Below are 19,351 nucleotides of genomic sequence, written 5' to 3'. Positions count from 1 at the left end.
CGCTGCGTAGCAGCGACCGAAAATCGCCTAAAGGCTAAACACCAACACCTATGTCCTCGCCAACGGCCAGGCACAAGCTCATTGCATAACTAACGTTGAACCACCATGAAAGCAATCATATCAACGATCTGCCTGACGCTGCTTGCGGCCAGTGCATTCGCCGCCGAATCGGTTCCCCGAGTGCCGGTCGATGGGCAGCCCCTGGGCGCCAACATCACCCGAGTGATCGAGGCACTGGAGTATCTGGGGCAGCCCCTCGACGACGACATCGCGCGTTCGCTTCGCGCGGCCGCGAGACAGCGCGATGCGGAAGCGTTGCAGGAGATTCTCGATGACCACGTGCTGTTCGTGGTTTCGTTGAATCCGGAAGTGCGAGTCAAAGTCGCGCGTGGGCCGGCGCCGGCTCGACTGCAACAATCCGGTTTCACCTGTCACCTCGTCAAGGTGCTCAACAACAGCACCGTGACTCGTTCGCTGCGCATCATGAGCCCGCAAGCCGGTCCCGTCTATGCCGGCGCGGCGGAGGCGATTTTAAAGCGTCAGGCGCAAACCGAACTCAAAGAGAACGAGAACATCGATCGCGCCTCCGATCGTTTCCTGGAACTTGAAATGTTCCATGCCCAACCGATGTCTCCGCAGTTGAGCGGTCTGGAAGTGGAATACGCGTTGGCGATGATCTATTGCAGCGAAAGCGGTAAGCGCGAAGCCACGATCGGCTTTGACGTCGGTGCCGGAACCCAGGACATCGGATTCCGCGGCGAGTTGCCCGTCTTGTTTGACGTCCAGCCGGCCAGGCCGATCAAGCTGCGGATCAGGGATTTTGACGGCACGCCGACCACCGCACGATTGACGTTTCGCGACAAATTGGGCCATGTGTATCCGCCGCAAATGAAACGGCTGGCACCGGATTTTTTCTTTCAACCCCAGATCTATCGCGCCGACGGCGGCACGGTTTTGTTGCCCGACGTTGAGCTGGAAGTGACTTACAACCGAGGTCCCGAGTACAAGAACATCACGACAACCGTTGCGCGACAGGATCTAACGGGCGATGAACTGTCACTTCGACTTCAGCGTTGGGTCAACCCGATGGAGTTTGGATTTTATTGCGGCGACCATCACATCCATGGCGCCGGTTGTTCGCACTACGACAACCCGACGCAAGGCGTCACGCCCCGCGACATGTTTGCCCAGGTCAAGGGCGAGGGGTTGAACGTCGGTTGCGTGCTCACCTGGGGACCATGCTTCGAATACCAGCGCCGCTATTTTTCGCCGATCGCCGACACGATCAGCGAGCCGACGACGATCCTGAAGTACGACTTAGAAATCAGCGGCTTTGGATCGGCGGCGCTCGGACACGTTTGTCTGTTGCGGTTAAATGACCAAACCTATCCCGGATCCGATGGCACCAAGGACAGGGGCTGGCCGACGTGGACGGTTCCCGTCATGCGTTGGGCCAAACAGCAAGGCGGCGTGACCGGCTACCCGCACTCGGCGATGCACGTCAACCCCGGCGCCGCGGCACAGCGGATGATCCGGCGCTACGATCGTGACCAGGACCAGTTCCTGAGCCATTCGGAAACGTCAAACACGCTGCTGCCCAAACCGTTTGCGAAGACGGACATCGACGGCAATGGAAAGCTGGACTTGAGCGAGCTCTCCCAAACGATTAACGCCGCGGCTGATGAGATCCCCAATTGGTGCGTTCCGGAAATGAACGGCGCCGGCGCGATGGAAATCTGCGTCAGCACGGCCGAGGGCGTTTGCGATTTCATCAGCGCGATGGACACCGAACGCATTCCGGAATGGAACACCTGGTATCACCTGCTCAATTGCGGGTTCCCGTTAAAACTGAGTGGCGAAACCGATTTCCCCTGCATGAGCAGCCGACGAGTCGGCCAAGGGCGGGTGTATGTTCAACTGGGCGATCCCCAGAACTTTAACTTTGACAACTGGTGCGAAGGGTTGCGGCGAGGCCAGTCTTATGTGTCCGATGGGTTCGCCCACGCGTTGAACTTCTCGGTCAATGGCCAGACACCCGGCAACGACGATGTTTCACTGGATGCCCCCGCGTCGGTGTCGATCGAAGCCAAAGTCGCGTTCGCGGCCGAACAGCCCAATGCGGTCGCGTACGGCGGAATCATGCCGTCGGGCGGGCGCCGGGTCGTCGGTGACACTCGACTGTTGCACGCGCCGCGTGATTCCGGAATCCAGCGCGGCGGGAACCGAACGGTGGAAGTCATCGTCAACGGCAACGTGGTCGATTCACGTGAGATTCCCGCCGACGGCCAGATTCACGACTTGAAGTTTGGCGTCCCGATCACGCAGAGCAGCTGGGTGGCGCTGCGCCAATTCCCCCAACTGCACACCAACCCCGTCAACGTGATCGTCGATCAAAAGCCGATTCGGGCGTCCCGCGCCAGTGCCCGCTGGTGCGAGGAGACGATTCACTTGTTGTGGAAAAACCGCGAGCGATTCATCGCCGAAGACGAACGCCCCGAAGCGAGAGAGACGTACGACCGGGCGATCGAAACCTACCGAAAAATCGCTGCCGAAACGGCATGGTAAGGCATGCACTACTGCTGACCGAGCAAATCGCTGGCGTGGATGTGGACATACGCATCGAACCAGTCTTGGCGAGTTGGCAGGTCATCCGTCGTGAGTTCGTTGGAATCCGCTTTGCTCCGCTTCCAACGGACTTGTGCGGGCGTCATCGATTCCCAGTCGACCGAAACGGCGCTCAGGTCGCTCTGTTTGAAGAGTTGTTGCACCGTGTTGTAGCCGCTGGCCGTTTCTTTCTGCAGTCGTTCCAACTGCGGCGTGAGTGTTTTGGCCAATCGCAATGGCCGCACCAACCGCATTAATTCCACGATCGGATCGGTGTGCCGACAATCACGCGGTGAGCTGACACTGATTAACTTCACCCAGCTTTCAGGGTGATTCCGCACCGCGAATTGACCGGGCACGTGCCCGTTGAAGTAAGGCTGGCCGAGCGGCGGATACGCATTGCTCCACTGCAAGCGGTTGGACGCTTCAAACCGTTTGACGATTGCCGCGGCCAATGATTCATCACCACTGACGCGCGACGCGAATTCTAGATGTTTGTCCTGTTTCAGCCGCAGGACCGCAAGTGCCGCGGACAACTCGACCGGCTCTGTTTCCTCATCGTCAATCAATCGTTTGCACACGTCGAAGATTAATTCGCCGGTCCAACCGCCGTCCGTTTCCCAGCCCCAATTGCCCAACCAAAACATCGGCGAGATCAGGGGGGCATCCGAGAGCGACACTTCGCGAAGACGGTCACGCAGTTGTTTCCGCAACGTTTCGTCGTAGTCGGGATTCGAGCCGATCGCCAGGCAGTAATCACGTGCCTCGTTGACCAGTGGAAGCCTGCCGTCGGGGACCAGCACACTCTGCAGAATCCAGCGACAAATCGCTTCGTGTGTTTTGAGATCGTCGCTTGCGATCCGACTGGCATCGATCATTTTTGCAGCCCACTGCGGATCGCCACTATTAAGCTGTTCGATCAGGAACCTCGCCAATTGGTCCTCGGCGATCACGATCCCTAAGACGCGGGCGACATCGATCTTGGAAATTCGTTCATGATTGGAGATCAGGATGTCGATCACGGCTGTGGCATCGGCGGGTGTCGCCAAGGCCGACACGGCTTGCATGGCCGCTTTCACCCGAGCCGCCTCGCGTTCGGTCTCGATAACGTTCAACCATTGCTGCAGCGTTTGACCTTCATAGACGGGGACTTTTTCGGCGCCGTGAAGAGTGATTGCTCCGGCCGGTGTTCCGAGCGGAAGGTGGGGCGGTCCGGGCAAGCCAATGGGGCTGCCCGTTCGAGGCGCATCGAAATGCATGAACAGCTCGACCGCGGGTTCGGCGTACCATTTCTTGTACGCCTGGTTGAGTTTCATTTCGACCTGTTGGAGCGTTTGGTTGCGCACCGAGACGACCCCCAGCAAGGGCGGCTTGATCGTCGCATCGGCCATCACCGTCAACTCCATTTCAAGCTCTTTGGCGGCCGACGACGTCAGTTTCAATCGTTGCCCCGGCCGCAACGGTTGGTCCGCTGCGGGGATCGGCGAGCGGTCCTTGAACGCGGCGATGAAATCACTCGGGCCAGGTTGTGCGGCGACCGCCAGTGATTGTGAATCCTTCGTTTGGCGGATCCGTGCGATCGAGGTCTCGCCGCGTCGAATCACAATCGTTCCCTTGTCGATCGTCACTTGATCGCTGCCCGCACCCAAGACTACCTGGTAAGAACCTGATCGCAAACGCGTCGTATTGACGCCGGGTTCGACGTTGAGTTGCGTGGCCGGCTGGCCGTCTTGGATCAGACGGACCGAGACATCGTCGACTTCCGATTCGATCACCAGTTGCCCCTCGTTGGTCTTGAGGATGATCGCAATCCCCGCCATGAAGAGCAGCGGCAGCGCAGCGACGGCGATCCACCAGCGACGACGCGGTGGGGGTTGTCGACCAGCCGCGGACAACGTCCGTGTCGCGGGGCCGGTTGGAGGCTCGGGAATCGAGTCACGCGGCATTTCGTTCGATGCGTCGTGGACCAACGCGGCCAGATCGTATCCGATGCAAAACTGCGACAACGCCTCGGCCACGTGCGACGCACTGGCCGGCCGCTGGTCGGCGGCGGACAACAGACTGGCGGTCAATTCGACTAGCTCGGGCGGCAAATCATCACGCAACGTATCGAGCCGGGGCGGCCGATGGTTGGCCAGCAATCGCAGTTTTGCCAAAGGCGACAGATCGGGGGCGGCTGCCAGCGGGGCACGGCCGACCAGCAGACGGAACAACGTCGCACCGAGTGAATACAGATCGGCCCGATAGTCGACCGCGGTCGGCTGCTCGGCTTGTTCGGGTGACATGTAATCCAGCGTTCCCATCAGCTGACCGACCGTCGTCAATTCGGCCAACTCGCCGTCCCAGCGGCTCATCTGTGCGAGCCCGAAGTCCAGAATCTTCACCTCTCCATCGCGGCGCAACATCAGATTCGAGGGTTTGATGTCTCGGTGCACGATGCCTTCGGCGTGGGCGTATGCCAATCCGAGCGCGGCCTGACGCACAACCTCACACGCGTCGGCGACCGAGAGTTTCACCGCACGGGCGATCTGGCTGAGATCCAATCCGTCGATGTATTCCATCGCCAAGTAGTGAACGCCGTCGTGCTGCCCCGCATCAGTCGCGTTGACGATCGAGGCGTGTTCCAAACTTCCGGCCGCGCGGATCTCACGCAAGAAACGCTCCAATCGTTGGTCGTTACCGCTGGGCGCGGCCGGCAGCACCTTGATCGCCACCTGTTTTCCGAGGTCTCGATGACGTGCCAGGTAGACGGTCCCCATGCCGCCTCGGCCGATCGGCCGCAGCAACTCGTAGGGCCCGATCCGCTTGCCCGGTTCCAGCATTGCGTTAGCGGGATTGAAGTGGCTGGATTGGTCTTCGCCGATGAGCATCCGCGACGACTCCAAGGCATTCTGCACGACGGGATCCAGCGGAGTCGATTCGGCGGTTGCCCCCGATCCGGCGCGAAGCCGTCGCACCATCGTGTCGCCTTCACCCTCCAGCGATGCGAGCGTTTCTTCGCACGATTGACAGACCGCCAGATGCGATTCGATCGCGGCGGACTGGTGTTCGTCCACGGAGCCGCCCAGGTAATCACGCAGCGTACTGGCTTTCAAACAAGCGTCGGTCTTGGCCATGATCATGATGGGGTGACAGCCGTTGGTGGAGTGTGTGACAATTCGATGCTAACATCATTTAGACTGATGCACGCAATTGGTCCGCTATTTCCTAGAACGATCCGGGTGTGACAGTGGTTTCTCAAAACGCCGATTCACACGCTACACGAACCAGCCTGCTCGGTCGCGCCCGGGAGCGTGACCCGTTGGCCTGGAGCGAACTGGTGGATCTGTACGGCCCCTTGATCGCACATTGGTGCGGTCGCTGTGGGTTGGATCCCCATGCCGCCGCCGATTGCACTCAAGAGGTTTTCGCCGCGGTGGCGCGATCGATCGGAAAATTCGAAACGAAGCACACCAGCGGTTCATTCCGGGGGTGGTTGTGGACGATCACGTCCAACAAGGCAAAGGACCGTCACCGAGCCGACGCGAGACACGTCCGAGCCGATGGGGGAAGCACGGCGTTTCGAACACTCAGCGACATTCCCGATCCGGTTACCATCCCCGACGAAGAGCCGACCGGTGACGATCAACTCGACGAACTACTCGCCAGGGGATTAAAACAGATCCGCCACGAATTCGCAGACAAAACGTGGCGAATCTTCGAGCGTGCGGTCATCGACGAGATCCCGTCGGCAACCGTCGCCGAAGAGTTCGACATCACTGCGGCGACGGTTCGGCAAACACGCAGCCGCATCCTCCGGCGGCTCCGCCAACACCTCGGCCAAGTGGGGTAAGCTTCCAGCTTGCCAACAGTGGGATAGGCTTCCAGCCTGTCAATCCGCACCTGACAGGCAAGATGCCTATCCCACTCTCGTCACACGACGCGTCACCGATGCGTAGATCAAGCCGTACACCGCCACCGCCATCATCGCGACGACAAACGTGCCGGTCCACAGTGTCGTGGGCCCGAATCGGTACAACACCGCTCCACCGATCGGAGCACCGATCGTTAACGCGGATGCGTAGCACATCGTAAAAATTCCCAGATAGCTGCCACGCAATTCGTCCGGCGCCATGTCGGTGACGATCGCCTGATTGAACGGGGCCTGAAGAATCTCCCCCAACGTCCAAATCGCGATGCACACCGCGACAAAGACCAGACCGCTGCCGGTGGCCGTCAGCCCGAACCCGATCGAGATCAACACGCCGCCGATCAACACGATCGTCATCGCGTTGAAACGTGACAACCAATGCGTCAGCGGCAACTGAAGGACCACGATCAACAACCCGTTGACGGACATCAGCAATCCGAATTGCAGGTTGCTGTAACCCAATTGCCGAATGTAGATCGGCAACGTGGACAAGCCTTGCACAAACACCAACGCAATCAACAAGGTCGAGATACAAAACGACAGGAACGGAAGATCCAATCCGATCGTTCTGACTGACACGATCCAAGATGCTCGCGGCGACCGCGAAGGTTCCGCTTCGACAGACACTCGACGAGGATGCGTTTCTTCGATCGTCAGCGCAATGATCCCCCCGTACATGATCATCGAAGCGGCATCGATCCAAAACAGCCACTCGAACGAGTAGCCGGCCAGCAGCCCGCCGATCGGCGGTGCGATGGCGAAACCCAGATTGATCGAGATGTACATCAACGCAAACGCATGCGGTCGACGATCGATCGAAACCAAATCACCGATCATCGCCGCCGCGGCCGGCCGATACAGGTCGGCCACCAAGGCAAACACCCCGACCGATAGCATGAACAACCAACGGTGGGTCACCGTCGACAGAAACAACAAGATGGCCGCCCCGCCGAACAATGCCAGCAACATCACGCCGCGCCGTCCAACTTTGTCAGCCAAATGCCCACCGAGCAACGAACCGGCCATTGAGCCCAAGCCCAGCACGCCGATACACGCGGTGGCAAACGGCACGCCGAACCCGAGTTGTTCGCTCGCGTAGATCGACAGAAACACCAACACGAACGAACCGGCGCGGTTGATCAGCGATCCCAAGCACAGGATCCGCACTGGCAGCGGTAATTGGAGGTAATCACGGAACATACGTCACGGCCTGGTCACCAGGTCCATCCGGCTCGAAACAGAATTGATCCCTCCAGGACATCGGACGACGAACCGAGGTTCGCGTTTCGCCGTTGAATCGATTCGCTGAACATCCGGTTGTCCGCTAAGCTACAATAGAATCTTTCCTCCCCACGCCCTACGCCCGGAACGATTTATTTCCTGTGTTTGACGAGGTTGTAGCGGCAGGGCGCGAGCCCTCCGGCTTGCGCAACTTTGCCAAAACACCGGAGGGCTCGCGCCCTGCCGCTAACAAATCGTTCACGGCGTAGCCCTACGCCCGGAACGCCCACCGCTCTTTCATGTATCGCCTGTTCTGCACCATTCTGGTCACCTTCCTCACCCAGCTGAGCAGTGTTGTTGACGTCACTGTTGATCACGTCGCTGCTGCCGATGTCGACTTTGATTCCCAAGTCCGCCCGATCCTTTCGGACAAATGTTTCCAGTGCCACGGTCCCGACGAAGCGACCCGTGAAGCGGACTTGCGGTTGGACACCGTCGAGGGGGCGCGGGCTGATCTGGGGGGGTACGCCGCGTTTGTCCCCCACGACCCGGAGAACAGTGAAGGGCTGAGGAGAGTGCTGTCGAGTGATCCCGACGAAGTCATGCCTCCGCCGGATTCGAAGCTCACCTTGACCGAGCGGGAAAAAAAGATCTTGCAAGCGTGGGTCGAATCGGGTGCCACTTGGTCGGAACATTGGTCGTTTGTCCCTCCCCAGATGCCCGATGTTCCGGATGACCCGTCGTCGTGGTCACGGAATGAAATCGATCGGTTCATCCGAGCCCGCGCAATCTTGGCGGGACTCTCGCCGCAAGCGGAAGCGGATCGCGAAACATTGATTCGCCGCGTCACCTTGGACTTGACCGGGTTACCGCCGACTCCGCAAGAAGTCGACGCGTTTTTGGCCGACCAATCCGATGACGCGTACGAACGGTTGGTCGATCGACTGTTGGCCTCGCCACGCTACGGCGAGCGGATGGCGTGGGAGTGGCTCGACGCCGCCCGCTACGCCGACACCGACGGCTTTCAAGGCGACCCGACACGGACCATGTGGCCGTGGCGTGACTGGTTGGTCGATGCGCTCAACGCCAACATGCCCTTCGACCAGTTCACGATCGAAATGCTCGCCGGCGATCTGCTGGACGACCCGACGCCCGAACAGATTTTGGCGACGGGTTTCAATCGCAATCACATGTTCAACGGAGAAGGCGGACGGATCGCCGAAGAGACGCGTGTCGAAAACGTCTTCGATCGAGCGGAAACGACCGGCACCGTGTGGCTGGGTTTGACGATGACGTGCTGTCGTTGTCACGACCACAAATTCGATCCGATCTCGCTGAAGGAATACTTTCAATTCTATGCGTTCTTCGACAACACCTCGGAAACGGGACGCAGCGGCCGCGGCAAGACGGCGCCGGTGTTGAACTACCTGGACGAGGATCAACGTCGGCGGCGAGAGGACGTCGCGGCGGAACTGCGATCGATTGAAGCGGAACTGTCGGCACCGCGCCCCGACTTGGACAACGATCAAGCCGCATGGGAAATCGAGTTGCGTGCCAAGCTGGCGTCCGACAGCGGTTCGGCCGAACTGGGACCCTGGTGGCAATTGGGACCGATCCCCGCCGACGGCCGCCGGGCCTTTGACCAGGATCTCGGCCCCGAATCCGGTGTCGAGCTTGCCTCAACCGTCGGCGAGCTCACCTGGACAAAGCGTGATGACATCAAAGACGGCGTCGTGCAGCCCTTGCCGGACACCGTCGGCGCGACGTATTTCTATCGCAAGATCGAATCATCCTCCAAACGCACGATCCAATTGTCTCTCGGCAGCGACGACGCCATCAAAGTCTTCTTCGGCGGCAAAGAAGTGCTGGCGAAGTTTACCGCCAGGGCGGCCGCCGCCGATCAAGAGCGGTTGCAGATTGAATTGGAGCCCGGCGAGAACGAATTGCTGATCAAGATCGTCAACACCGGAGGGATCGGCGGTTTTTATTTCAACAAGACCAACGAATCGGTTTTCGGATTGCCGACCGAAGTGGTCGCCGCGGTCAAGACAGAGCCACAGAAACAAACGCCGGATCAGCGCAACGTCTTGCGAGAACACTTCCGGTCCAATCACTGGCCCCAATGGAAGACCCTTGCGCCCCGGCGTGATCAGCTGAACAAACAACTTGCCGCATTGGAGAAGCAAGCGGTCACGGTGATGGTGATGGATGACTTGCCGAGTGATCGGCGTCGCCAGACGCTGATCTTGGAACGCGGGGGCTACGACAAGCCGACCGACGTGGCCGTGCAACCCGGCACGCCGGCGGCGCTTCCGCCCCTGCCGGGCGACGCCCCACGCAACCGTTTGACGCTCGCCCGCTGGCTGGTGTCCCCGGCCAATCCGCTGACCGCCCGTGTGACCGTGAATCGTTATTGGCAAACGTTCTTCGGACGCGGCATCGTCGAATCCACGGAAGATTTTGGTTTGCAAGGCGATCGCCCGACCCATCCCGACCTGCTGGACTGGCTGGCCACCCACTTTGTCCGAAGCGGGTGGAACGTCAAACAACTGCACAAGCTGATTGTGATGAGTGCGACCTATCGACAATCATCAAAGCTCAGCCAGGCCTCGCTTCAGTCCGACCCACAAAACAAGTGGTTTGCCAGGGCGCCGCGCTACCGACTTCCCTCCTGGATGCTCCGCGATCAAGCGTTGTCGGTCAGCGGCCTGTTGAGCCCCGAACTGGGCGGGCCCGCGGTCAAGCCGTATCAACCCGAGGGGATTTGGGCGGAAGCCACGTTCGGAAAGATCCGCTACACCCCCGACTCCGGCGAAAAACTTTACCGCCGCAGCCTGTACATCTTTTGGCGCCGAATCGTCGGGCCGACCATGTTTTTTGACGGAGCCAAACGACAAACGTGTGAAGTCAAACCGACCCGGACCAATACGCCGCTGCACGCGCTGACGACACTCAATGAGACCACGTTTGTCGAATCGGCCCGGATGATGGCCCAGCGAGTGCTTCAGGAAAAAGAGTCACAAACAGCACGCTTGGGTTACGCGTTTCGATTGGCCACGGCGCGCAAACCCAAGGACCGGGAATTGACGGTTTTGAAAAACCGCGTCGAACAACTGCGCGGCGATTTTGCATCCAACCCCGAAGACGCGTTGCAGTTGCTGTCGGTGGGACAGTCGCCGCGTGATCCACAACTCGACCCCGCCGAGCATGCCGCCTACACCGTCGTCTGTTCCATCCTGTTGAACCTGGATGAAACGTTGTCGAAACAGTAATGTCGTCGCCAATGGCACGGGATGAAGCTACCGTTGGTGTTTAGCCTTGAGGCGATTCCTCTCGCTGCGGAGCAGCGACACCGGGCGGCTAAAGCCCAATACCGCTAAGTTAACATGAATGAGGGGGCCCGGACGCTGGCGCGAACCGGCTGATGTCAAACGAATATCAGCCGTTTGGCGCGAGCCTACGGGCCCTCATCTNNCACGTATGCCCGTGCCATTCATCTCACTCGTCGCCAAAAAGCATTGTTGATGACCTCTTTAATTGATCTACATCCGATTCATCAGACGCGTCGCCAGTTTTTCGGTTCGGCCGGGACCGGCGTCGGGCTGGCGGCCTTGGCGACGTTATTGGGGAACCGCGCCGCCAGTGGTGCGGGCGGATTGCCGACGTTGCCGCACTATCCGGCCAAGGCAAAGCGGGTGATTTATTTGCTCCAGAACGGTGCGCCGTCGCACGTCGATCTGTTTGATCACAAACCGATGTTGACCAAGCTGCACGGCCAACAGATCCCCGATTCGGTCGTCGGCGGTGCCCGATTCAGCACGATGACCGGCGGCCAAACCGCGCGTCCCTGTCTGAAAGAGATCACGACGTTCGCCCGTCACGGGCAAAGCGGCGCGACGGTTTCCAGTTTTCTTCCCGAAACGGCAAAGATTGCTGACAAGTTGTGTTTCATCAAATCGATGCACACGACGCAGGTCAATCACGCACCGGCGATCACCTATTTTTTGACCGGCGATGAACGCCCCGGCCGGCCGAGCATGGGAGCTTGGCTCAGCTACGGTCTGGGCAGCGAAACCGAAGAACTGCCTGCGTTTGTCGCCATGACCTCACGCGACAAGGAAGCGTCGTGTGGACAGATCTTTTACGACTATTACTGGGGCAGCGGTTTTCTGCCGACGGTGCATCAAGGCGTCAAATTTCGTGGCAGCGGCGATCCGGTGCTGTATCTGTCGGATCCGCCGGGGATGAATCGTGATCGTCGCCGGGGCATGTTGGACGATCTCGCCGTGCTCAATCAAGGACAACTCGATGTGGTCGGCGACCCGGAAATCGCGACGCGGATCAAACAGTATGAAATGGCCTATCGGATGCAAGCCTCGGTACCGGAGTTGACCGATCTGTCGACGGAATCCGAGTCGACGCTCGCGATGTACGGCCCCGACGTCACACGCAAGGGCTCGTTTGCCTACAACTGCTTGATCGCGCGTCGACTGGCCGAACGCGGCACCCGCTTCATCCAATTGATGCATGCCGGCTGGGACCAGCATCGAAACCTGAATAGCCAATTGGAAATCCAATGTCGTGACACCGACGCTCCTTCGGCAGCGCTCGTCAAAGACTTGGAACAGCGTGGGTTGCTGGACGACACGCTGGTGATTTGGGGCGGCGAATTCGGCCGCACTCCGTTCTTGCAAGGAAAAATCGAAGACACCGAACGTTGGGGCCGCGACCATCATCCCTATGTGTTCACGCTGTGGATGGCCGGCGGCGGGATCAAGCCCGGCGTCACGTATGGGGAGTCCGACGAATTCGGATTCCGCGTGGCCGCCGATGGGGTCAGCGTGCATGATTTTCAAGCCACGATTCTGCATTTGTTGGGCATCGACCACGAACGGCTGACCTATCGCTATCAAGGCCGTCGTTTTCGTTTGACCGACGTGCACGGAGAAATCGTCGAACCAATCTTGGGCTAGGCTTCCAGATTTGTCATTCCAGGATCATCGATGCAATCGCGTTCACTCCATACCCCAGGCAATTCACGATGCTACGGATTCTTCTTGCCGCACTTGTGTCGTTTCTCATCACACCCCACACCTTGACGATCCGGGCTGAGCTCCCCGCGACCGGGCTGACGATCCAATGGGATGGCCGCTACCTGGACGTCCACGGTCCAAACCTCCCCGGCGACTTCATTCGCACACACTATCTGGAAGCCTATTGCCGTCCCGGATCGACCGATCGAGACTGGAGTGAAACGGTGATCAAGCACACCAGTGAGTTAGTCAAGGCAACGCCGGATCGCAAACGAATCGAAATTCGTGACACACTGGTCGACGGTGTGATCGTCGATCATGTAATCCTCGCCGGCGAAGACGAAGTGACGTTTGAGTTGACGGCGACCAACCCGACCGACAAGGCGTCCGAGGCCCATTGGGCGCAGCCCTGCATGCGGGTGGACCGTTTCACCGGCGCGGATCCTGCCAACGCCCGTGCCGTCTATCCGCCCTACATCAAAAAGTGTTTTCTGATGGTGGACGGAAAACTGATCCGACTTCCGACATCGCCATGGGCGTTGGAGGCTCGCTACGTCCCCGGCCAAGTCTACGCCCCCGACCACGTCGACCGCGACGACGTCAATCCGCGTCCGCTCAGTGATGTCGTTCCCTCCAGCGGCTTGACCGGATGCTACTCCGCCGACGAGAAAATGATTTTGGCGGTCGCCTGGCACCCCTTCCAGGAGATCTTTCAAGGCGTGATCACGTGCATGCATAATGATTTTCGTATCGGCGGTTTGGCGCCGGGGCAGACAAAACACATCCGAGGTAAGCTGTACGTCGTGCCGGCGGATGCCCAAGCGTTGATCCGGCGATTCCGAGCTGAGTTCCCCGAGTCCCCGTAGCGTTCTATGTTTCGATCACTGTTGTTTCTATCGCTTCTTACATCGACCACGTCTTTGTCGATCGCCCAAGCTCCTGCCGATGGGCAAACCGACTCGTTGAAAGTCGCAACCTACAACATCCGCTTCGCCAACCCGGGTGACGGAAAAGACGTCTGGCCCAATCGCCAGGAGTCCGTGATTGAGTATTGCAGTCGCAACGACATCATCGGCCTGCAAGAAGTCACCGAACCCCAGTTCGCCCAATTGCGAGCGGGGCTGCCAGGCTTTGATTCCTACGGCGTCGGTCGCGACGATGGGAAAAGCGGCGGGGAGCACGCGCCGATCTTTTATCGTCAAGACAAGTTCGAGGTGCTCGACAAAGGAACGTTTTGGCTGAGCGAGACTCCCGAATCGGTCGGTGTCAAAGGCTGGGACGCGGCATTGCCCCGGACATGCACCTGGATTCATTTTCGCGACCGACGAAACGGCGCCGAGTTGTATGTTGCAAACACTCACTTCGATCATCGGGGCGCGAAAGCGCGGGCCGAAAGTGGGAAACTGTTGGCCGAGCGTCTGGGCAAGTTGCCCCAAGATTTGCCGATCCTACTGATGGGCGACTTCAATTGCCTCATCGATTCGGAGCCGTACAACGCCATCGCTTCGGCGTTGACCGATGCGCGAGAGGCCAGCAAGTCCAAGCCGACCGGACCGACCAGCACCTGGAACGGCTTCAGCAAGATCGCGCCCGATCGCATCATCGATCACGTCTTCGTCCGCTCAGTCGATGTACTGCGGTTAGCCGTTGACAACCCCAAGACCGACCAGGGGCGTTTCGCCAGTGATCACCTACCGGTGCAGGTGGTGGTTTCGGTGGCGATGTAGAATCCCAGTCTGCATGACGCTAAGTGTTTGAGTTGACGGATTTAGTGCTCCGGCAACTTTTAGATTGAGGGTGCCGCGGAAAAGTTTAGGCTGCAACTTGCGGAACAATGAAACGATTACCAGCCCACCGATGGCAGCGCGAACCCACGGATTCTTTGCACCCTGTCATCCGTGGGTTCGCGCTGCTATCCGCGGGTATTATTTTCGATGGATAGCCCGGTATGATGGCTGGAGTGTAGCCCTATCGGGGTAGCACCCGCTGCGAAGCAGCAAGACGGGGCGGCTGAAGCCTGCACACCAACTCTCACTCCCCCACGTCCCCTTCCCATTCCGACTGGTAGCGGCGGATCATCTCCGCCTCGCGGTCGGTTCCGATGGCTGAGAAAACGTCCCAGGCGGGTTTTTCGGCGCCCAGCGGGTTCGTTTGACTCGGCAAACCGCGCAGCCCCAATCGCAGCCCTCCTTCATTGGGATGGTCACTGGGCCGGTGGTAATCAAAGGCGATGATGGACGGACATTGGCGGAGTTTCTTCCAAGTCAGCAGCAACGCGGCGGCCTGGGTGCGGAGCTGTTTTGGATCATCCTCGTCGGCGTGAAATCCCTGCTCGCTACAGATCACCGGACGAAGCCGACCGTCGACGGTTCGACTCGATGGTAGGTGCATGAAACGATCGAGAACCTGCAAGTTCTTGATCGTGATCAATCGGGTCTCAAGATCGTCGGACACCTGTGTGTCGTTCCAGAAGTCGGCTTTCCAAAGACTTTGCGGATATGGATGATAGGCGACACCCCAGGGAAAATCGCCTTCGAGTCGGCTGTCATGGATCAATCGTTCCAGCAACTCTTTTGGCGCGTAGGTTCTCCAGTGTTGGTTGTCGGTCGTATTCCAGCGATGGGTCAAAGAGATGAACGCGCGTGCGTGGGGATTGAATGACCGGGTCACCGCATCGACCAACCGCATCGACCGGACGTAGTGATCCAGAAAGACCTCAATGGGTTGCTCACCCATGTTGGTCCACTGCCACCCGTAATCGACTTCGTTGTGCACAATCCAGTGATCCACCCGGCCGTGTGCCGAATCGTTTCCGCTGTAACGCTGGCCGAGCACGTGCAGTGCGGCACAGTAGCGCGCGACGGCTTGCCGATCGGTCAAGTTCGGCATCGCGTAGGTGCCCGCGTCCGTTGATTCGGGGTGGGCGATCGGGGACCGTCCGCGTGACGAGGTCGGGATCAGCAATATGCCCGCGACGACGGCGCCGGCGTCGGTCGCGGTTCGAATGTCACGGTCTTGTTGCCGCAGTCGCGGCTGGTTGCTCCACCAAGTCCGCCCGTTGATTTCGAACGGTTCCCATCCGGGACGCGCCGTTTCGCTGACCAATCCGCTGACGACGATGTTGACCGAGGCGTGCTGGATCCCGAGGGCGCGTAGTTGATCCGGCGAGAAACGTGAGGTGATACACGTCAGACCCTTGGCGGCCGAAAGTGTCTTCGCTGGCGGGACGTCGGCGTCAGGATTCAAGTCCCGATAACGGGCTGCAGAAATCGGCGTCGGTCGCGTCGACGTCGCGGCATCGTCGGTTTGCTGAAACAGCTGAAACCGAACCCCGGCGTCCAACCAGGACGCGCCGACCGGTGAATCAATCCGCGCCGTCAATCGCCGGCCCTCCTGATCGATGGTGACCGGCCAGCGTTGCGACAACTCCCCGGTCGTCGGCGGATCGGCGGAAACAGAATCGGGATGCCGCGCGATCAAGAACGCCGAGCGAACCACCGTGGATGGCGAAAGTGTTCCCGCCACCTGAATCCGCTCGCCGTCAAAGTCGATCGAATCAATCTTCGCCGGCCAGCGACGCAGCCGATAATCGTTGATCCGATGGGCCAATGCGGTTTTCTGCAACTTCCGTTCGGCGGCTTCCTCGCGTTGCCGAAGTTCCGCATCATTCATCGGTCGAACGACGACGCCGCGCACTTGCAACTGAATCCCCGATCGACTGCCCAAATCGATGCGGACCGGAACTGCGGTATCGCTGTCGATCACACCGGGCGCCAGTTCGTTGAGCGAGAACGCGTACTTCGTCCAGCCCTCGGCGTTGGGCATTGAAGGCAGCGAGGTGGCGGCGGGCCGATGAATCCCGCGACCGCTTCGCCACTCGATTCCCCGGATCCCGTCGGGGCAGAAGTAGTCCAGTTCAAGCATCCAATCTCGCTCGGTCGCCGGCAGCCGGGGCAACTCAAAGCGAAAGAACGGATCGTTTCCCAGAGTTAAAAATGACACCACGCCGTCATGCTGGGACACACGGAGTTGGTTGGCCTGGTCGCCGGCGCCGGACCAATCCAAATGATGCGTGGCGCGAACTGTCGTCGAACTTTCAGCGACTTGGCCCCCTTCGTTGGCGAGGCATTGGAGTTCAACCCAAGGGCTGATCAGCAGACACGACGTCAAGATGAAACTACGAAACATGGAAACCACTGGCTGGAGGGATCGATCGGTGGGGTGAGACCAAGATGCAGCAAAGCGGGACTGCAACGGAACGGGCACTGCCACGATGCGGTCCACGGAACGGAATATACCAACACGACGCACCAGCGCGTCAGTCGCCGTACAGCCTCCCACCGCTGCGAGGGCATTGGTCGTTACACAAGTCGCAAGACTTGAAGTCACCCTCCCTTTTAGGGAGGGTCGGACGCGAGGTACGAGCGGCCGGGGAGGGTTCTTTGCGGCTGGAAATCACTCCGTCACAACCAATCGACCCTCCCCTCGCTGCGCTCGACCCTCCCTGCCAGGGAGGGTGACTGAAGTTGAGTCGACACGAATGCCCCCTGGGAGAGTCGAGCGTAGCGAGGAACGACGTAACGACGAGACGTTGCACGTTAAAGCGTTAGGGCACCGCCGGTGGCACCACGAACGGGAACGCGATGGGGATGACGACCATCGAGACGGCAAACACGATCAGTGACAAGGGCAAGCCGAAACGCAAGTAATCCGCAGCGCGATAACCTCCGACGGTGTAGACCATCAAATTGGTTTGATAACCGAACGGGGTCAGAAAACTTGCCGAGGCCGCGACCATCACGGCGATCACAAACGGCACTTCGCTGACCCCCAGCGTCCCGGCCGCCCCGATGGCAATTGTCAACATGATCAACCCCGCGGCGGTGTTGGTGATCAATTCGGTGCACAGCATCGTGACCAGGTACACCAAGGCCAAGCTCAGCCGCGGGTTGCCGCCGGCCAGGTTGATCATCTCCTGCGCGATCGCCTGTGCCGCACCGCTGGTCTCCAGTGACGCGCCGATCCCGATGGTCGCACCGATCACAATCAGAATGCTCCAATCGACCGAGCGTCTCGCTTCGCTTGCGGTGCAGCAACGGAACAGGATCATCGCCAGCGCCGCGGCCATCGCGGCGGTCAAGATCGATGCGATCTTCAGCGCCGCGATCAACACCATGGACACCATGATGATGATCGCGTACCAGGCCCGATCGTGGCGTCGGACGACATCCGAGCCGACGCGGCTGACCAGATAAAAATCGCGTAGTTCCTTGGCACGGTGCAGAAACGACGGCGAGGCTTCGAGCAACAGCACGTCACCGGTTTCCAATTCGACGTCGCCGATTTTGCCTTTCAGCCGACGATCACCGCGCGCGACCGCGACCACCGCTGCGTTGTAATTGCTGCGAAAACGCCCTTCGCGAATCGTTTTGCCCAACAGCGAGCAGCGTGGGCTGACGACCGCTTCGATCAACGTCCGACGCCAGGCGGGGACTTCCAATTTGCGACCCTGGTCGTCGGGGGTCAGCAGACCACGAATCTTTCGTAAGTCGACGACTGACTCCAACGCGCCGACCAAGATCAACGCGTCGTCGGCTTGCAGTTTTTCGATCGGCTTGGCCGGGATGACCGAGTCGCCGCGCTGGATCTCGGCGATGTACAGCCCCGGCAGACTTCGCAGGCCCGCATCCTGGATCGATTTCCCGACCAACGGGCCGTGGGGATCAACCTGCATTTCGACGGTGTATTGTTTGGGATCGTCGCTGGCGCTGACCGCGGCTTTCCGCGCGGGAATCAACTTGGTCGAAAACAGGATCATGTAGCCGACGCCTAGAATCGCGGCGGGAACACCGACCACGGCCGGGGCAAAGAAGCTGATCTCGCCATCGTGCTTGGCTTCGAATTCCTCACGCACGATCAGATTCGTGCTGGTCCCCATCACGGTGCACATCCCGCCCAGGATCGCGGCGTAGGAGAGCGGCAACAGCAACCGACTGGCACTGGCCCCCAGCCGTTTGCAGACGTCATCGACGATCGGCATCAGCGCCGCGACGACCGGTGTGTTGTTCAGGAATCCGCTGCAGATCGCCACGGGCAGCAGAATCCGCAACTGCGCATCGCGAAAGGTCTTCGCGCGATCGAGGAACCAGCCGGTCGCCAATTTTGTGCCCCCGGTCATCTCCAAGCCTGCGACCACGGCGAACAACAGCGCGATCGTCAACAGCCCCTGATTGCCAAACCCCAGCACCGCTTCGGCAGGACTGGGCAAGTTGGGCGTCCCGGTCAAATCTTGGACAACCACCAAGACGGCCAAGAACACCATCGCCAACAGGTCGGTCGATGCGATCCGGGTTGCCAAACTGGCCAGCAGTCCGAGCGAAACGGCGAGCGATAACCAGGCTTCCCAGATCATGGACCGGCAGACGATTGGGGTGGAACGACGGGGAGAGGGAACACGCGGAGAACTGAAACGATAGTCACTCCGACGCCCGATGTTCAGATGGGGTTCCGATTCGCGGCCACCAGTGGCGAGTGAAAAAGAGGGCAGGTACGAATGGCACGGTCATAAGTGTTGGTGTGCAGG

Annotated in this window: 10 protein-coding genes; 6 read left to right on the top strand and 4 right to left on the bottom strand. The window is 59.7% G+C overall.

The genetic code is table 11. From position 1 onward, the window contains the following. The first annotated feature begins 105 nt into the window (after positions 1-105). Entirely contained in the window at positions 106-2,565 is a 2,460-nt protein-coding gene (locus NZK35_RS20030; RefSeq protein WP_259634300.1) for a CehA/McbA family metallohydrolase, read from the top strand. A gap of 8 nt (positions 2,566-2,573) precedes the next feature. Here NZK35_RS20030 and NZK35_RS20025 read toward each other — a convergent pair whose 3' ends face one another. Then, positions 2,574-5,720, bottom strand: coding sequence for a protein kinase domain-containing protein (locus NZK35_RS20025; protein ID WP_259634299.1), 3,147 nt, complete (start codon positions 5,718-5,720; stop codon positions 2,574-2,576). 107 nt (positions 5,721-5,827) lie between these two features. Between NZK35_RS20025 and NZK35_RS20020 the strand changes: the two genes are divergently transcribed. Further along, positions 5,828-6,436, top strand: coding sequence for an RNA polymerase sigma factor (locus tag NZK35_RS20020; protein ID WP_259634298.1), 609 nt, complete (start codon positions 5,828-5,830; stop codon positions 6,434-6,436). Between the two features lie 66 nt (positions 6,437-6,502). Here NZK35_RS20020 and NZK35_RS20015 read toward each other — a convergent pair whose 3' ends face one another. Continuing rightward, on the bottom strand, positions 6,503-7,714 hold the full coding sequence (locus NZK35_RS20015) for an MDR family MFS transporter (protein ID WP_259634297.1): 1,212 nt from the start codon (positions 7,712-7,714) through the stop codon (positions 6,503-6,505). A gap of 320 nt (positions 7,715-8,034) precedes the next feature. Here NZK35_RS20015 and NZK35_RS20010 point away from each other — a divergent pair, with 320 nt between their 5' ends. From NZK35_RS20010 to NZK35_RS19995, 4 genes are all read left to right on the top strand, one after another. Continuing rightward, positions 8,035-11,007, top strand: a complete 2,973-nt coding sequence (locus tag NZK35_RS20010; RefSeq protein WP_259634296.1) for a PSD1 and planctomycete cytochrome C domain-containing protein — start codon at positions 8,035-8,037, stop codon at positions 11,005-11,007. Positions 11,008-11,259: 252 nt separating this feature from the next. Then, a complete protein-coding gene (locus NZK35_RS20005; RefSeq protein WP_259634295.1) occupies positions 11,260-12,708 on the top strand; it encodes a DUF1501 domain-containing protein in 1,449 nt (482 codons plus the stop codon). Positions 12,709-12,776: 68 nt separating this feature from the next. Then, positions 12,777-13,634 (top strand): hypothetical protein, encoded by an 858-nt coding sequence (locus NZK35_RS20000; RefSeq protein WP_259634294.1) that lies wholly within the window; start codon positions 12,777-12,779, stop codon positions 13,632-13,634. A gap of 6 nt (positions 13,635-13,640) precedes the next feature. Then, the gene (locus tag NZK35_RS19995) at positions 13,641-14,495 is read left to right on the top strand and encodes an endonuclease/exonuclease/phosphatase family protein (protein WP_259634293.1); all 855 of its coding nucleotides are present in this window, start codon (positions 13,641-13,643) and stop codon (positions 14,493-14,495) included. A 304-nt stretch (positions 14,496-14,799) separates the two neighbouring features. Here NZK35_RS19995 and NZK35_RS19990 read toward each other — a convergent pair whose 3' ends face one another. Together NZK35_RS19990 and NZK35_RS19985 are read right to left on the bottom strand one after the other, a co-directional pair. Further along, positions 14,800-16,956 (bottom strand): DUF5722 domain-containing protein, encoded by a 2,157-nt coding sequence (locus NZK35_RS19990; protein WP_259634292.1) that lies wholly within the window; start codon positions 16,954-16,956, stop codon positions 14,800-14,802. 418 nt (positions 16,957-17,374) lie between these two features. Next, positions 17,375-19,180 carry an SLC13 family permease gene (locus NZK35_RS19985; protein WP_259634291.1) on the bottom strand — a complete coding sequence of 602 codons (1,806 nt, stop codon included), beginning with the start codon at positions 19,178-19,180 and terminating at the stop codon, positions 17,375-17,377. Positions 19,181-19,351 lie beyond the last annotated feature (171 nt).

Source organism: Stieleria sedimenti, from assembly GCF_025060895.1.
Classification (GTDB): Bacteria; Planctomycetota; Planctomycetia; order Pirellulales; family Pirellulaceae; genus Stieleria; species Stieleria sedimenti.
This window is presented reverse-complemented; position numbering and strand designations above follow the sequence as displayed.

Bases quoted from the DNA above. Each gene is read 5' to 3' on its own strand.
- NZK35_RS20030 (WP_259634300.1), top strand. From the start codon at position 106: ATGAAAGCAATCATATCAACGATCTGCCTGACGCTGCTTGCGGCCAGT.
- NZK35_RS20025 (WP_259634299.1), bottom strand. From the start codon at position 5,720: ATGGCCAAGACCGACGCTTGTTTGAAAGCCAGTACGCTGCGTGATTAC.
- NZK35_RS20015 (WP_259634297.1), bottom strand. From the start codon at position 7,714: ATGTTCCGTGATTACCTCCAATTACCGCTGCCAGTGCGGATCCTGTGC.
- NZK35_RS20010 (WP_259634296.1), top strand. From the start codon at position 8,035: ATGTATCGCCTGTTCTGCACCATTCTGGTCACCTTCCTCACCCAGCTG.
- NZK35_RS20005 (WP_259634295.1), top strand. From the start codon at position 11,260: ATGACCTCTTTAATTGATCTACATCCGATTCATCAGACGCGTCGCCAG.
- NZK35_RS20000 (WP_259634294.1), top strand. From the start codon at position 12,777: ATGCTACGGATTCTTCTTGCCGCACTTGTGTCGTTTCTCATCACACCC.
- NZK35_RS19995 (WP_259634293.1), top strand. From the start codon at position 13,641: ATGTTTCGATCACTGTTGTTTCTATCGCTTCTTACATCGACCACGTCT.
- NZK35_RS19990 (WP_259634292.1), bottom strand. From the start codon at position 16,956: ATGTTTCGTAGTTTCATCTTGACGTCGTGTCTGCTGATCAGCCCTTGG.
- NZK35_RS19985 (WP_259634291.1), bottom strand. From the start codon at position 19,180: ATGATCTGGGAAGCCTGGTTATCGCTCGCCGTTTCGCTCGGACTGCTG.